General features: G+C 59.1%; 15 protein-coding genes and 1 other RNA gene. 12 read left to right on the top strand and 4 right to left on the bottom strand.

The window, feature by feature from the left end; genetic code table 11:
* Window positions 1-188: 188 nt before the first annotated feature.
* The 4 genes from ompA (at window position 189) to ssrA (ending at window position 2,683) form a co-directional block, all read left to right on the top strand.
* Window positions 189-827 (top strand): outer membrane protein OmpA, encoded by a 639-nt coding sequence (gene ompA, locus AC3WS7_RS13715; protein ID WP_296470248.1) that lies wholly within the window; start codon window positions 189-191, stop codon window positions 825-827.
* Window positions 828-900: 73 nt separating this feature from the next.
* A complete protein-coding gene (gene ubiG, locus AC3WS7_RS13720; protein ID WP_492656745.1) occupies window positions 901-1,623 on the top strand; it encodes a bifunctional 2-polyprenyl-6-hydroxyphenol methylase/3-demethylubiquinol 3-O-methyltransferase UbiG in 723 nt (240 codons plus the stop codon).
* The gene (locus AC3WS7_RS13725) at window positions 1,623-2,294 is read left to right on the top strand and encodes an HAD family hydrolase (RefSeq protein ID WP_492656746.1); all 672 of its coding nucleotides are present in this window, start codon (window positions 1,623-1,625) and stop codon (window positions 2,292-2,294) included. The genes ubiG and AC3WS7_RS13725 overlap by 1 nt, the downstream gene beginning before the upstream one ends.
* A gap of 12 nt (window positions 2,295-2,306) precedes the next feature.
* Window positions 2,307-2,683, top strand: a transfer-messenger RNA (tmRNA) gene (gene ssrA / locus AC3WS7_RS13730).
* Between the two features lie 52 nt (window positions 2,684-2,735).
* Here the strand turns inward: ssrA and arfB are convergent.
* Entirely contained in the window at window positions 2,736-3,140 is a 405-nt protein-coding gene (gene arfB, locus AC3WS7_RS13735; RefSeq protein ID WP_492656747.1) for an alternative ribosome rescue aminoacyl-tRNA hydrolase ArfB, read from the bottom strand.
* 60 nt (window positions 3,141-3,200) lie between these two features.
* On the opposite strand from arfB, the gene AC3WS7_RS13740 reads away from it, so the two are divergent.
* The gene (locus AC3WS7_RS13740; RefSeq protein WP_201740776.1) at window positions 3,201-3,350 is read left to right on the top strand and encodes a hypothetical protein; all 150 of its coding nucleotides are present in this window, start codon (window positions 3,201-3,203) and stop codon (window positions 3,348-3,350) included.
* Between the two features lie 2 nt (window positions 3,351-3,352).
* Here AC3WS7_RS13740 and AC3WS7_RS13745 read toward each other — a convergent pair whose 3' ends face one another.
* A complete protein-coding gene (locus AC3WS7_RS13745) occupies window positions 3,353-4,273 on the bottom strand; it encodes a PfkB family carbohydrate kinase (protein WP_492656748.1) in 921 nt (306 codons plus the stop codon).
* A gap of 336 nt (window positions 4,274-4,609) precedes the next feature.
* Here AC3WS7_RS13745 and AC3WS7_RS13750 point away from each other — a divergent pair, with 336 nt between their 5' ends.
* Window positions 4,610-5,047, top strand: a complete 438-nt coding sequence (locus AC3WS7_RS13750; RefSeq protein WP_296470227.1) for an RbsD/FucU family protein — start codon at window positions 4,610-4,612, stop codon at window positions 5,045-5,047.
* 11 nt (window positions 5,048-5,058) lie between these two features.
* A complete protein-coding gene (locus tag AC3WS7_RS13755; RefSeq protein ID WP_492656749.1) occupies window positions 5,059-5,727 on the top strand; it encodes a transaldolase family protein in 669 nt (222 codons plus the stop codon).
* 32 nt (window positions 5,728-5,759) lie between these two features.
* Here AC3WS7_RS13755 and AC3WS7_RS13760 read toward each other — a convergent pair whose 3' ends face one another.
* Complete coding sequence (locus AC3WS7_RS13760) at window positions 5,760-6,458, bottom strand: hypothetical protein (protein WP_492656750.1); 699 nt, start codon at window positions 6,456-6,458, stop codon at window positions 5,760-5,762.
* 69 nt (window positions 6,459-6,527) lie between these two features.
* Window positions 6,528-8,057, bottom strand: a complete 1,530-nt coding sequence (locus AC3WS7_RS13765) for a DUF3369 domain-containing protein (RefSeq protein WP_492656751.1) — start codon at window positions 8,055-8,057, stop codon at window positions 6,528-6,530.
* Window positions 8,058-8,124: 67 nt separating this feature from the next.
* Between AC3WS7_RS13765 and AC3WS7_RS13770 the strand changes: the two genes are divergently transcribed.
* The 5 genes from AC3WS7_RS13770 to AC3WS7_RS13790 all read left to right on the top strand — a co-directional run bounded on the left by AC3WS7_RS13770 (window position 8,125) and on the right by AC3WS7_RS13790 (window position 12,870).
* Window positions 8,125-8,874 carry a 16S rRNA pseudouridine(516) synthase gene (locus tag AC3WS7_RS13770; protein ID WP_296470217.1) on the top strand — a complete coding sequence of 250 codons (750 nt, stop codon included), beginning with the start codon at window positions 8,125-8,127 and terminating at the stop codon, window positions 8,872-8,874.
* Window positions 8,875-8,877: 3 nt separating this feature from the next.
* Window positions 8,878-9,732: an EI24 domain-containing protein gene (locus tag AC3WS7_RS13775; protein WP_492656752.1), complete on the top strand. Its 855-nt coding sequence runs from the start codon at window positions 8,878-8,880 to the stop codon at window positions 9,730-9,732.
* Window positions 9,729-10,538: a competence/damage-inducible protein A gene (locus AC3WS7_RS13780; protein ID WP_492656753.1), complete on the top strand. Its 810-nt coding sequence runs from the start codon at window positions 9,729-9,731 to the stop codon at window positions 10,536-10,538. The genes AC3WS7_RS13775 and AC3WS7_RS13780 overlap by 4 nt, the downstream gene beginning before the upstream one ends.
* A 222-nt stretch (window positions 10,539-10,760) precedes the next feature.
* Window positions 10,761-12,176, top strand: a complete 1,416-nt coding sequence (gene glnA, locus AC3WS7_RS13785) for a type I glutamate--ammonia ligase (protein ID WP_296470208.1) — start codon at window positions 10,761-10,763, stop codon at window positions 12,174-12,176.
* Between the two features lie 181 nt (window positions 12,177-12,357).
* A complete protein-coding gene (locus tag AC3WS7_RS13790; RefSeq protein ID WP_296470206.1) occupies window positions 12,358-12,870 on the top strand; it encodes a hypothetical protein in 513 nt (170 codons plus the stop codon).
* Window positions 12,871-12,916 lie beyond the last annotated feature (46 nt).

Genomic DNA, 12,916 nt, shown 5'->3' on the forward strand with positions numbered 1-12,916 from the left:
CCGTGCTGTGGCATCAGAGCAACAAAGCTGCAGCAGCTTTTGGCGGAGTTACGTGGTGGGCACAGATGTTTCAAAAGGGGGCGCTTCGCTATGGCACAATAGTGCGAACGTCTTTGGTGCATCAGACCTAGGGCGTCACACAATTAGTCGCAGCCTGGCTGCAGTTTGTCCCGATAAAGGAAGGTCTCATGAAACAATTGAATAAAGTAGCAATCCTGATCGCTACCGCCGCTCTGGCGACTGCCGCTGGCGCCCAAGAAATTCACAACTGGCGCAGTGCTGCTGGCGACGTCTGGAAGAACGCTTCCGGCGAATGCTGGCGTGATGCCAGCTGGACTCCTGCTACTGCTGCCGCCGGTTGCGATGGCGCTTTGGCTGCCGCCGCAGCTGCTCCTGCTCCCGCAGCACCTGCTGCAGCCGCTCCTGCCGCTCCCAAAGCTGCCGCCGCAGCACCCGTCGCTGCCGCCGCTGCCAGCAAAGTAACTTACGCCGCTGATGCGTTCTTTGACTTCGACAAGTCCGTGCTGAAGCCTGAAGGCAAAGCGAAATTGGACGATCTGGTGAGCAAGGTCAAGGGCATCAATTTGGAAGTCATCATTGCTGTGGGTCACACTGACTCCACTGGCGCTGACGCTTACAACCAGAAGTTGTCTGTGGCACGTTCCGAAGCTGTCAAGGCTTACTTGGTGTCCAAGGGCATCGAAAAGAACCGTGTTTACACCGAAGGCAAGGGCGAGAAGCAGCCTGTTGCTGACAACAAGACAAAAGAAGGCAAGGCGAAAAACCGCCGCGTGGAAATCGAAGTAGTTGGCACACGCGCCAAGTAATTCGGCCATCACCCATGGTTTGTGAAAAAACCCGCTTCGGCGGGTTTTTTCTTGTCTATGCCAGCATTGCTCTATGAACCCCACCACCCTGAACGCTGATCCGGCCGAATTGGCCAAATTTTCTGAGCTGGCCCACCGTTGGTGGGATCTGGACAGTGAGTTCCGTCCTTTGCACCAGATCAACCCCTTGCGTCTGGACTGGATTCAGTCCTTTGTGCCGCTGCAAGGCATGAAGGCGCTGGATGTGGGGTGTGGTGGAGGTATTTTGGCGGACTCCATGGCCCGTAAAGGCGCGGAGGTGACGGGTGTCGATCTTTCGACCAAAGCCCTGCGGGTGGCACAGCTCCATGCATTGGAAGCCCAAACCCCCAATATCGCTTACCGCGAGGTTAGTGCAGAAGTCTTGGCAGCGGAAATGCCCGCTACGTTCGATGTGGTGACGTGCATGGAAATGCTGGAGCATGTGCCGGACCCAGCCTCCATCGTGCAGGCTTGCTCTACATTGGTGAAACCCGGGGGCTGGGTGTTTTTCTCAACCTTGAACCGCAACGCCATGGCTTTCCTTCAAGCGATTGTGGGCGCGGAATACCTGCTGGGACTGTTGCCGCGTGGAACGCATGAATATGCCAAGATGATTCGCCCCAGTGAGCTGGCCCTGTTTTGTCGGCGTGCTGGGCTCGATCTGCAAAGTAGTTGTGGTTTGGGCTACAACCCGCTGACCCGACGCTATGCCATGAACAGCAACACCCAGGTCAATTACCTGGTTGCGACCCGCAAACCGGGAGCGCCTGCCTGATGCAAGTTTTCCGTGACATCCAAGCTGTGCTGTTTGATCTGGATGGCACCTTGATTGACAGTGCTCCCGATTTGGGGGGGGCTGCTGACAAAATGCGACTGGACCGTGGCATGCCTTCGCTGTCAGCAGAACGGTATCGTCCGATGGCGGGTGCCGGTGCGCGCGGCATGCTGCATATTGCATTTGGTCTCTCGCCGCAGGACCCGGACTTTGACGCAATGCGAGAAGAGTTCTTTGCCAATTACGAGCGCTGTATGACGCACAACACCTATGCATTTGATGGCGTGCAGGAAATGTTGCAAACGCTGGAGCAGCGCCAACTGCCGTGGGGAGTGGTGACCAACAAGTCCCAGCGCTTCACTAACCCGCTGACCCGGTCCATGCCCTTGTTCGCTAGCGCAGGTGCCGTAGTGAGTGGGGATACCACGCCCCATGCGAAACCACACCCCGCCCCCTTGTTGGAGGCGGCCAGGCGCCTGGGTGTGGACCCAGGGGGCTGCATTTACGTGGGTGATGACGAGCGCGATATCGTGGCTGGGCGCGCTGCCGGCATGCGCACTGTGGCTGCGACTTACGGTTACTTAGGCAGCCAACTCGACACGGGCGCTTGGCAAGCAGATGCCGAAATTAAATCTCCCCTGGCCCTCTTGCAATTGCTGCCTGGCGCCTAAAATAGGGGTCGAGGGGCTGCACTGGTTTCGACGTGGATTCGGACGCGCAGCAGGGCATGTCGAGCTGAATGCGCTCGTAAAACAGATTCAAACAAACTAACTGCAAACGACGAACGTTTCGCACTCGCTGCTTAATTGCACGTGAGGCTCACAACAGCAAGCCGATAGGCTGGGCAAGGGTGGCGCAAGCCGTCCAGGCTGTGGGCTAATTTCATTCGGCTGGGCCTGCCTTGGGTAACTTAGGGTGGGCCGAGACAATAGGTTGCTGGCGTCTTGTATAGCGTGCCACTGCGCGATGCAAGGAGTGAGATCTAAATCAGACGGCTACACATGTAGAACTGTTCGAAGAAGGTTTGCGGACGGGGGTTCAAATCCCCCCAGCTCCACCATACCCCCAGACCAAAGCCGCCAGCTAGCAATAGCTGGCGGCTTTTGTTTTGTCTATTCCACGGGCTTACCACGTTGGGCTTTGATGGCGGAGCGTTGGGTCTTGGATTCAAGGCGGCGCTGGCGGGAAGCGTACGTAGGCTGAGTTGCTTTGCGAGGCTTGGGAGGCGTGGCAACGCTATTAACCAGGGTATGAAGCCGTTCAAAGGCATCGAGCCGGTTGAGTTCTTGCGTGCGGAATTGCTGGGCCTTGAGCACGACGATACCCTCGCGGGTGATGCGGCTGTCCTGCAAGGCCAGCAGCCGTTCTTTCACGTCTTCTGGCAGTGAGGATGCTGGAATGTCAAAGCGCAGATGGATGGCGCTGGATACCTTGTTGACGTTTTGGCCCCCCGCACCTTGGGCCCGGATCGCCGTAGTTTCGACCTCTGCTTCTTGTATTTGAATCTGTTTTGGCATTGCTGAGGTTTTCGGCAGTTAAACTGGTTTGACATTACCACCACTACCAAGGAGGCCATCATGGCCAAAGGTCAGCAAAAGTCCAACAAAGAATCGAAAAAACCCAAGAAAGATACGTCGCCGCCCAAGCCCTCCAGTGGGATTGTGGATCCCGTGCGCACCACCGTCACGACTGCGGTGATTCCCCGCGGCAAGCTCAAGAACAAATAAGCTTACTCCGCGGCCTGCACCTCGGCATAGCGTGGGGGCTGGCAACCTGCACGCTCACAATTGATGGCGGCAGCCCGCATGGCCTGGCGCAGTGTTTGGGCAACACGCAGATGGGCGCCCTGGGGATTGGTGACCCAATCGCCCAGGCAATTTCCCCAGAACGTGTCGCCAGCGCCGACGGTGTCTACCACGCGTGTCACCGGTACATCTGCATCGGCACTGTTGCCTTCGATGCCCAGCCAGGCGCCGTGTGCGCCAAAGGTCAGGGCAACCCGGCTAGTGCCGTTTGCCATGAAGTTTGCGGCAATCGCAGCACTATTTGCCCGTGTGGTCTGCGCAAAACCTAGCAACGCCAGGTCCTCATCGCTGGCTTTGAGCCAATCGGCATGTTTGGCAATGTCCTGAACGGCACGTACATACTGACCCAAATCTGCGGCCAACTTGGGGCGCAAGTTGACGTCGATGCTGATGGTCCAGCCCAGGGACTTGGCCCCTTGCAGGATGTCCAGTACCTTGTGGTGCTCTGGCGGCACCAAGAACAGGGATCCGGTGTGCAGCACGCCTGGCGGGTGCGCCTGCAGCCGCAGTAGCACAGCGTTCACGCTGTAATCCCGGTCTGCAATGCCATCACGGTAAAAACCGTAGCTCGGCTGGCCGTTGTGGATTTGCACCACAGCAAGTGAGGTTGGGAGGGCGCTAGGGGGGCTCAAGGGTTGTACGCCGTCCTGCACCAACTGCTGGTGCATGCTTAGTCCGAATTGATCGCTGGATAAGGGGTTGACATACCCCACCTCGGCACCGCGCAACGCGGCTGCGCGAGCCATGTTGAACGGGCTACCGCCCATGAAGGGGCGCAGTGTGCCGTCGGGCTGTGCTACACAGTCCATCAGGGCTTCGCCCAATACCCAAATTGATGCGCTCATGTCTCTCTCATCCAGTCTGCCTCGCGAGGCGGGGTGGCTTGCTCAAGCGCAGCAGCATAAACCAGCGCTATGCATCGGGCTGCACCGCAAACCTTAATTGTTGATACCCAATTGCACTCGCGTGCCCATCCTGACCATCGGGAGTGGTGGGCAGGTATTACACCAAAAAATCACTTAAATAAATCAAGTAATTTTACTAATATGATTAAATCAATCCGTCTGGCATGCTCAGACACTATTTATTGACAGGGTTTTCATGTACTGCACCTATTTTTACGTTCCTTCGTCGCAATGTGCCTTGAATGAGGTTCAAATGTTTTCTTTGGAGCTTATCGCATGCTAAAAGGTATTGATCCTCTGTTGACGCCGGAGCTCCTCATGCATTTGTCCGCCATGGGTCATGGCGAATGGGTGGCCGTGGTGGATGCCAACTTCACCGCTGACTTTTTGAGTGCTGGCAAACCCTTGGTGCGCTTGCCGGGCCATTCGCTGGAGCGGGTAAGTCGTGCCGTGCTGTCGGTGATTCCCTTGGCCGAGGATATGGCGCGTCCTGCCGCGTACATGCGTGTCTGTCACCAGCCCGATACCCACCGCACCGATGCCCAATTGGCGGTGTTGCGCCTCTTGCAAGACGAGGGCATTGCCCCCGAGCGCGTCGAGCCAGTGGAGCGGTTTGCCTTCTACGAAAAAATCAAGTCTGCGAGCCTGATTGTGCAAAGTGGCGAGGCGACTGCCTACGGTAATGCGATGTACGCCAAAGGCGTCATTCTTTAAAGGACCGCGCCGTGAAGATTTACCTGGACTCGGCCCAGACGGGCAGCTGGAGGCTTCCCCCGGGGTGCCCCTCCGTGCAGGGTGTGACGACCAATCCCAGCCTGGTCCACCAAGCGGGCTTGCCAGTGAACCTGCCGACCTACCTGGATTTGTTGCGTGCAGCGGCAGACCATGGGTTTGCAGAACTCATGCTGCAACTGCCCAGCAGTGATCTTGCGCTGGCGGCTACATGGGTGGAATCTTTGCGGGCGCTGTCGCAGCGCCTGTCGGTCCAGCTCACTGTAAAGCTGCCGTGTGCCCCTGAGTGGGAGGCCTGCATCCGCTGGGCCAAGGCCCAGGGGCAGCCAGTCTTGTTGACTGGTTTATCCAACCCCGTGCAGCTGCTGTGGGCCTGCGAGTTGGGGGCAGACTATGTGGCGCCCTACGTGGGGCGCCTGGTCAATGATGGGCGCAATGTGTGGGCGCTCATGCAGGCCTGCGTGGCGCAGCAAAGTGCCGGCCCCCAGTTGCTGGCCGCCAGCATCAAGTCACCCGATGTGTTGGCGCAGTTGATGGGCTTAGGGGCTGCGGCAGTCACCCTGCCACCGGCCAGCCTGATTGCCTGGAGCTCTGATGCGCTGACACAGGTGGCCATCCAGCAATTCGACCGGGACATACAGGCCAGCTTGCGCGGAATCTGACCCCGTGGCAGATACCCGGGTATCTGCCGGGTTCAGGGTTTGAGTTCGCCGATCCGGCTGTCCAGGGGGCTTACGAAGGAGTTGAGTTCCCAGCCAGAAGCCAAGCGACTTTCGGGGAATTCCGGCATGCTCAGCGGACTGAGTCCTGAGGGAGTGGCGTCGCTGCCCTTGCTTTGGCGGCGTCGGGTTACGACCGCGTGCAAGTGTTCGCGGACGTCCTGAAACCGTGAATCCAGAGGTTGGCTGGCGCCTGTCCTTGCCGCCTGTTCGCCCAAGAAGATTGCCCGGATCTGGCTCAGGTGCGGCAGGTTGCTCGGGTCAACCACCACGTAGCGGATGCTGCATTGGTCCAGCAGGCTGTGTTTGAGCGTCTGGTTGCCTATGGACAGGCCATGGGGCCCCGGGACATCCACGCAGCCGATGACCCTGCCGTCCAGACTGCAGATGGTGAATGTGCAATACACCCCGTTGAGCAGCTTGTACCAATGGGTGGCTTCGGCTTGGCTGGCTGGCGCGGTAAAGCGGGTGACAGGGAGCTTGATCAGGATGTGCTGGTCGAACATCACCTTGGTGAGCCAGATCCAGACACGGCGCTCTTGCGAGTTGACCAGCGGGCGGGTTTTGAGCGGCCAACTGGCGGGGATGCGCCGACGCTGCCGTTCCACGTAACGGTTGCGCCAGAAAAGCAGGGAGGCTCCTACCAAAATCCCCACAACAAAAGAAATAAACATCTCACACCGCCCTATAAATGGAGCCATCTAGTGTGGCTCTATAAGTCGGGTGAAAGTTTATGCAATCGGTCAATCAGCGTAAATAGTCCCAATGGCTTGGCGTTGGGTGTTGACTAGTGTGATGAGTTGTGGGTCAAAGTGCCGGCCCGATTCGGACTGTAGATAGTCTAGAGCGGCCTGCAGGGGCCAAGCAGGTTTGTAGCAGCTGGCGCTGACCAGGGAGTCCAGCACATCGGCCACCGCCGCAATGCGCCCAGGCAGGCTGATGGCCTCGCCTGCCAGGCCCCGGGGGTAGCCGCTGCCATCCCAGCGCTCGTGGTGCTCTTGGGCCAGTTGGGCGCCCAGTGTGTGGACGCGGGAGCGGGAGTGCGACAGCAGTGCGTAGCCCTCTTGGGCGTGGGTTTGCATGGTGGCCCATTCTTCGGGTGTCAGCGGGCCGGGTTTGGTCAAAATGTGGTCGGGAATACACGCCTTGCCCACGTCGTGCAGGGTCGCGGCCACCCGCATCAGTTCTATTTCCTGCTCGGTACCCCCGGTAGCCGCGGTCAATAGCGCAGCAATGTCTCCCACCCGCTGCAGGTGCAGGGAGGACTCGCTGCAGCGCTTCTCGATGGCACCGCCCAGAATGCAGATGGTGGTGCGCTGTGCACTTTCGGTGTCTTCGCGCAGTAGCAGGCCGTCGTAGGTAATGGCCACGTTGCGGGAAAACAGCTCCAGCAGTTCGCGGGCTTGCGCGCTGACAGTTTCGGCGAACTCCATGTAAATCAGGCTCTCGCTGCCGGCCTTGGTCTTGAAGTAGCCCGCGTAATAACGCTCGCCATGGTGGCTGACTTTTTCTTGCAGGGCACGTGTGATGGCCTCCTGAACTTCTTGTGGCAGGTTGCGCACCTCTTCATCCACCATGAGCTGGGAGTAGGCCTCGGTAGCCGCCAGCACCTTCAATTGGCCCTGGGTGGCGTTGGCCGTGTAGGCAGACACCCGGCTGGCACACAGGCCTTCACCATGGAGGTCCAGCAAAAAGTTGACCTGCTCCAGCACCGCCGATGCAAAACTGCGCAGATTGCGTGAATCACAAACCTGGCTGATAGCCTCGATCGAGCGCCGCAGCCCTAGGCTGGCCTGCTCAATGCGCATCAGGTCGCGGTAGGCGCGCAGCCCGGCGTAAAACACCGTGATGAGCTTGCGCCGTGTGAGGTCGGTTTTTTCCTTGTAGTCGTTGATGTCGTAGTCGCGGATGACCTGCTCTTCGGGGGCCTGTCCGGGCTGGCCGGTGCGCAGGATGATGCGCACATTGAGGTTGCCCAGGTCTTCGCGGATGTGGCGCGCCAAGTCGAGTCCGGCGTGTTCGGACTCCATCACCACATCCAGCAGGATCAGGGCAATGTCAGCGCGTTCTGCCAACACGGTGCGCGCTTCGGCGGCGCTGTAGCAGTGGGTGAAGTGCAGCCCGCGTCCGTCCATCTCAAAATCTGACATGACCAGTTTGGTGACTTCGTGCACGGCAGGCTCGTCATCCACCACCAGAATCTGCCAGGGCGGCAGGGCCTTGCGGCAGCTGGTTTCGGCTTGCTCGTCACTAAACACCAAATCATCGGACATGAGGCGGGCTTTCGTTGGGCGGGAACAATTTGCAGTTTATCGGATTGTGGCTGCGATACTAGGGCCCATGCAGCTTCAGGAAATCCTCTATTCGCAAGGTTTTGGCACGCGCCGCGTCTGTGCCGGTTTGATCCAGCAGGGCCTGGTTCAGGTTTATATGCCAGATAGTGCTCTAGCCCCCGTCACTATTGCGCAAGCAGCTACTGAATTTGTAGCGGAAGGCCTGCGTTTCAAAGTACAGGGTGTGGAGTGGCAGTACTTCGAGAAGGCCTATCTGGTGCTGCACAAACCGGCCGGAACTGAGTGCTCGCAAAAGCCGTCGACCTACCCCAGCATCTACACCCTGCTGCCATCCCCCCTGCGTCTGCGTCCGCAAAAAGCGGCGGTGCAGGGTGTGCAGGCCGTGGGCCGCTTGGACCAGGACACCACGGGCATGTTGCTGCTGACAGACGATGGCAAATTCATCCACCGCATGAGTTCGCCCAAGCATCACGTTCCCAAGGTGTATGAAGTGACCGTCAAGCATTCGCTGGACGAGCGCCAGGTGCAAAAACTGCTGGCTGGCGTGGTGCTGGACGATGACCCGGCGCCGGTCCGCGCTGCTGCCTGCGAGGCGGTGAGCGAGTTCCACCTGCGTCTGACCCTGACCGAAGGCAAATACCACCAGGTCAAACGCATGCTGGCCGCCGTGGGCAACCGCGTAGAGGGCTTGCATCGCTCCCGCATTGGTGGCGTCGCGCTGCCGGCCGATCTGGCCCCTGGCCAATGGCGTTGGCTCAGTGCCGAAGAGCTGGTGGCGGTGCAAGCCAAGGAGTGATTCATGAATGCCATGCTCGACGCGTTTTGGCGCTCGGTCGCCTACTGCCTGCACCCCAAGGTGATCGGGCTCTCCCTCTTGCCCCTGCTGCTGGTGATTGGCTTGATCGCTGGCTTGGGGTACTTTTACATGGACCCCGCGCTGGCCGCGGTGCAGGGGCTGCTGGAATCGTCCGACTTGCTCAATCAGCTTTGGACTTGGCTTGAATCCATAGGGGCTGGCAAGCTCAAGACGGTGCTGGTGCCGCTGATTGTGATTGCACTGGCCACGCCGCTGATCGTGGTGGCCAGCCTGCTCGTGGTGGCCACCTTGATGACGCCCTTGATCGTGCGCCTGGTCACGCAACGGCGCTTTCCCACGCTGGAGCGCACCGGTGGCGCGTCTTACCTGCTGAGTGTGCTTTGGGGGCTGGGGGCCAGTCTCACCGCGCTGGTCTTGCTGGTGCTTTCTGTGCCTTTGTGGTTTGTGCCTCCGCTGGTGCTGGTGCTGCCCCCGCTCATTTGGGGTTGGCTCACCTACCGCGTTCTGGCCTTTGATGCACTGGCTGACCATGCCACCACCGAAGAGCGCCATATCTTGATGCGCCGCCACCGTTGGTGGCTGCTGGGCATGGGCATTTTTACGGGTTACCTGGGGGCTGCACCCAGCCTGGTCTGGTCGGTTGGCTTTGTGGCGGTGGCGCTGGCCCCCGTGCTGGTGCCCTTGTCTATCTGGCTGTACACACTCATTTTTGCGTTCTCCTCGCTCTGGTTTACCCACTACTGCCTGGCCGCCCTGCAGCAACTGCGCCGGGAGACTGCGGCCGCAGCGCTGGAGCCGGTGCCAAGCCCCGCTGAACAGGCGGTGGATGTCTTATGAATTTTGGTGCGATCATCATTGGTGACGAAATTCTCTCGGGCAAGCGGGCGGACAAACACTTGGCCAAGGCCATAGAGTTGCTGTCAGCCCGCGGCCTGTCGCTGGCCTACGCCGATTACGTGGGTGACGACCCTGAACGCATCACCCAAACCCTGCAACGCGCGTTTGCCTCGGGAGATGTGGTGTTTTCGTTTGGTGGTATCGGCGCCACGCCCGACGACCACACGCGCCAGTGTGCGGGCCGGGCGCTGGGATTGCCCTTGGTGCTGCACCCGCAGGCTGAAGTCTTGATTCGCGAGCGCATGCAAGATGTGGCGCGAGAGCAGGGCCTGCCCTATGAACCCGACCGTGCGGACAATGTGCACCGGCTCAACATGGGCATGTTTCCCCAAGGGGCGGACATCATTCCTAACCCCTACAACAAGATTCCGGGCTTCAGTTGTGCGGGGCATGGTAGGGGCCACGTTCACTTTGTTCCCGGTTTTCCAGTCATGGCGTGGCCCATGGTGGCTGCCGTTTTGGATGCACGGTATGCCCACCTGTTTGTGCACGAGGTGTATCTGGAGCGCTCTGTGATTGTTTTTGGTGCCATGGAGTCGGCGCTCACGCCGTTGATGGAAACGCTGGAGCGCGAGCATGCGATCAAGGTGTTCAGCCTCCCCAGCGTGGACCACCCGGAGTGGGGGCGCCACATTGAGCTGGGCGTCAAAGGCGCGCCTGCTGCCGTGGAGCCGGCGTTTGCCGCGCTCCATACCGCCTTGTGCGCCATGGGGATGTCACTAGGCCCTGAATTGGTGCGTAACTAGCTTTGTTCATATTTGGTGCATTTTGTATTTGCACCAAATTTGTGCATTGACGTGCCTTGCCTCTGGCGCCCGCGTGCTTCTTTCCGGTGCGCATCCGAAATTGCGTGCTTTCTCAAGGCAAAATAAGGGCGTTTGCCTAATTGCCGGGGCCGGGGCCTTTGGCATAAAAGCTGCATTGTGGGCAGGGCAATTCTTTTTACAACCGTGCAACAGGAGTATTTGATGGCCAAGACCGTCGCAGACGTAATGAAGATGGTGAAGGAAAACGAGGTCAAATTCGTTGACTTCCGTTTCACCGATACCCGCGGCAAGCAGCAGCACACCACTGTGCCAGTCTCGCACTTTGATGAAGACAAGTTCACTTCCGGCCACGCATTTGACGGTTCTTCCATCGCTGGCTGGAAAGGCATTGAGGCATCGGACATGTTGCTCATGCCCGATCCCAATACTGCCAACATCGACCCCTTCTTCGAAGAAACCACCATCATCATGAACTGCGATGTGGTGGAGCCATCTGACGGCAAGGCGTACGACCGTGACCCACGTTCCATCGCCAAGCGTGCGGAAGCCTACCTGAAGGCCTCCGGCATTGGTGACGCAGCCTACTTCGGTCCAGAGCCAGAATTCTTCATCTTCGACGGCGTGCGCTGGAGCACCGAGTCGAACAACACCTTTTACGAAATCGACGAGTACGAAGCCCCCTGGAACACCGGCTCCAAGCTCGAAGGCGGCAACCGCGGCCACCGTCCCACCGTCAAGGGCGGCTACTTCCCCGTTCCTCCCGTGGACAGCACGCAAGACATGCGCGCCGAGATGTCCCTGATTCTCGAATCCCTGGGCATCCCGGTTGAAGTGTTCCACCACGAAGTGGCGGGCGCTGGCCAGAACGAAATCGGCACCCGCTTCTCCACATTGGTCGAGCGTGCTGACTGGACCATGTTGCAAAAGTACGTGGTGCACAACGTGGCCAATGCCTACGGCAAAACCGCCACCTTCATGCCCAAGCCTTACCACGGTGACAACGGTTCCGGCATGCACGTGCACCAGTCCGTGTGGAAAGACGGCAAGAACCTGTTCGCTGGCGACGGCTACGCAGGCCTGTCTGACTTCGCGCTGTACTACATCGGCGGCATCATCAAGCACGCCCGTGCCCTGAACGCCATCACCAACCCCGGCACCAACAGCTACAAGCGCCTGGTTCCTCACTTCGAGGCTCCGGTCAAGTTGGCTTACTCTGCCAAGAACCGTTCTGCATCGATCCGTATTCCTTTCGTGGCGAACCCCAAGGGCCGTCGCGTGGAAGCACGTTTCCCCGATCCATTGATGAACCCTTACCTCGGCTTCGCAGCCTTGTTGATGGCAGGTCTGGACGGCGTGGAAAACAAGATCCATCCTGGCGAAGCTGCCACCAAGGACCTCTACCATCTGCCTCCCGAGGAAGATGCAAAGGTTCCAACCGTGTGCCACAGCCTGGATCAGGCCTTGGAGCACCTGGACAAGGACCGCGCGTTCCTGACCAAGGGTGGTGTGTTCACTGACTCCATGCTCGATGCCTACATCGACCTGAAGATGCAGGAAGTGACCCGCTACCGCATGTCGGTGCACCCTGTCGAGTACGACATGTACTACTCCCTGTAATGCCTGCTGCCCCCACGGCAGCGCTACAGAAAAAAGGACGGCGCAAGCCGTCCTTTTTTTTGCAAACAAAGTGACACAGATTCCGGTCCAATCCACATGGATACTGGGGCACTTTTTGTTTTTGGGCACTTTTTGGCGCATACTGAATCCAGCGCTTGGGCCCTGTTGGCGCGGACACTGCATGAAAACCACATTTTTGATTTCCTGGATGACTCTGGCGTGCGCCACCTCTGCGTGGGCGCAAGACCGCATTTACCGTTGCGGCAACGAGTACACCAACACAGTGACCGAAGCGCAGGCCAAAAGCTGCAAGCTGGTTTCCGGTGGCAATGTGACCGTGGTGCAATCCGCCAAGCCAACGGCCAGCAGCGGTGTGAAAGTCGCTTCCAGCGGTGGCGGCGCCCCCGCACCGCGGGTGGATTCGGCAGACCAGCGCGCCAAAGACTCCGATGCCCGCCTCATCCTCGAATCTGAGTTGAAGAAAGCCGAAGCCCGCCAGATCGAACTCGTCAAGGAGTACAACAATGGCGAGCCAGAAAAACTCGGCCCCGAGGCACGCAACCACCAGAAATACCTGGACCGGGTGGCAGAGCTCAAGGCCGCCATTGCCCGCAATGAGAGTGACATTGCAGGCATCCGCCGCGAACTGGGCCGCGTGCCTGCATCCAACGCTCCCTTGGCCGCTGTCAAGTAAGCGCTCCCCCGCGCACCTGTTGCGCTGTCTCCACTCCGTCCATCCA

The sequence above is a fragment of the Rhodoferax sp. EU05-FHT12H12 genome (assembly GCF_058791215.1).

Bases quoted from the DNA above. Each gene is read 5' to 3' on its own strand.
- AC3WS7_RS13725 (WP_492656746.1), top strand. From the start codon at position 1,623: ATGCAAGTTTTCCGTGACATCCAAGCTGTGCTGTTTGATCTGGATGGC.
- AC3WS7_RS13780 (WP_492656753.1), top strand. From the start codon at position 9,729: ATGAATTTTGGTGCGATCATCATTGGTGACGAAATTCTCTCGGGCAAG.
- AC3WS7_RS13775 (WP_492656752.1), top strand. From the start codon at position 8,878: ATGAATGCCATGCTCGACGCGTTTTGGCGCTCGGTCGCCTACTGCCTG.
- AC3WS7_RS13765 (WP_492656751.1), bottom strand. From the start codon at position 8,057: ATGTCCGATGATTTGGTGTTTAGTGACGAGCAAGCCGAAACCAGCTGC.
- glnA (WP_296470208.1), top strand. From the start codon at position 10,761: ATGGCCAAGACCGTCGCAGACGTAATGAAGATGGTGAAGGAAAACGAG.
- AC3WS7_RS13790 (WP_296470206.1), top strand. From the start codon at position 12,358: ATGAAAACCACATTTTTGATTTCCTGGATGACTCTGGCGTGCGCCACC.
- AC3WS7_RS13760 (WP_492656750.1), bottom strand. From the start codon at position 6,458: ATGTTTATTTCTTTTGTTGTGGGGATTTTGGTAGGAGCCTCCCTGCTT.
- AC3WS7_RS13770 (WP_296470217.1), top strand. From the start codon at position 8,125: ATGCAGCTTCAGGAAATCCTCTATTCGCAAGGTTTTGGCACGCGCCGC.
- AC3WS7_RS13745 (WP_492656748.1), bottom strand. From the start codon at position 4,273: ATGAGCGCATCAATTTGGGTATTGGGCGAAGCCCTGATGGACTGTGTA.
- arfB (WP_492656747.1), bottom strand. From the start codon at position 3,140: ATGCCAAAACAGATTCAAATACAAGAAGCAGAGGTCGAAACTACGGCG.
- ubiG (WP_492656745.1), top strand. From the start codon at position 901: ATGAACCCCACCACCCTGAACGCTGATCCGGCCGAATTGGCCAAATTT.
- AC3WS7_RS13750 (WP_296470227.1), top strand. From the start codon at position 4,610: ATGCTAAAAGGTATTGATCCTCTGTTGACGCCGGAGCTCCTCATGCAT.
- AC3WS7_RS13740 (WP_201740776.1), top strand. From the start codon at position 3,201: ATGGCCAAAGGTCAGCAAAAGTCCAACAAAGAATCGAAAAAACCCAAG.
- ompA (WP_296470248.1), top strand. From the start codon at position 189: ATGAAACAATTGAATAAAGTAGCAATCCTGATCGCTACCGCCGCTCTG.